The organism is Snuella lapsa, assembly GCF_039539345.1.
Classification (GTDB): Bacteria; Bacteroidota; Bacteroidia; order Flavobacteriales; family Flavobacteriaceae; genus Snuella; species Snuella lapsa.
Window position 1 is genome coordinate 1 of the sequence record NZ_BAABCY010000049.1, and the last position, 865, is coordinate 865.

Below are 865 nucleotides of genomic sequence, written 5' to 3' on the forward strand. Positions count from 1 at the left end.
GTGAGCGATAACACGGACTGTGACGATGGCGATGCGTCGGTACATGAACCGCAGCTGTACTATGTAGATGCGGACGGCGACGGTTATGGGTCTACGACCACTACGATGCTCTGCGAGTCCGTTGCTCCCAACGGTTATTCCGATAACAACACGGACTGTGACGATGGCGATGCGTCGGTACATGAGCCACAATTGTACTATGTAGATGCTGACGGCGACGGTTACGGGTCTACGGCCACGGCGATGCTCTGCGAGTCGGTTGCTCCCAGTGGTTATTCCGATAACAATACGGACTGTGACGACGGCGATATAAATGTACATCCTGGGGCGGAAGAGGTTTTGGATAATGACAAGGATGATGATTGCAATGGGTTTATTGACGATGGTGCTTTAGGAGAGGAAGCCTTGGAGTTGGATGTAATAAAGGTGCTACCGAACCCATTTAATACAAACCTTATAATTGAATTGCCTACTCGTTATAACAGTCAAAACTTTGAGATATTTCTATTTGATTTAAATGGACGGCTTATTATCGAACACAATTTAATCAGTGTTAATGGTATTATTACAGTGAACCACTTAGAAACGTTACAGCAAGGTATGTATCTGCTTAAAGTTTCTACAGCACTCGATAATCGAAAACTTATAAAGCGTGTAGTGAAATTTTAGGTTTGTTTGAAAAAAGAGATGCTTCGTTGCTTAATGAGAGGAGAGTGCAATGAGATTGTTATCTCCGTGAAATAGAAGATTTATATGTATGTTTAAAGGGGAGCGATAGTGCTCCCTAGGTAGTAATTTATTGGTTTCAAATTAGGGTCTAAAACCCTGCAATTTCATTGCAGCACTTTAGTTATATTAAAAATTA

General features: G+C 42.1%; 1 protein-coding gene. It reads left to right on the plus strand.

Features of this window, described 5'->3' with window-relative positions; all coding sequences use genetic code 11:
- The coding region (locus ABD792_RS09275; protein WP_345005652.1) for a MopE-related protein at window positions 1-669 on the plus strand (669 nt) is incomplete at its 5' end.
- Window positions 670-865: the final 196 nt, after the last annotated feature.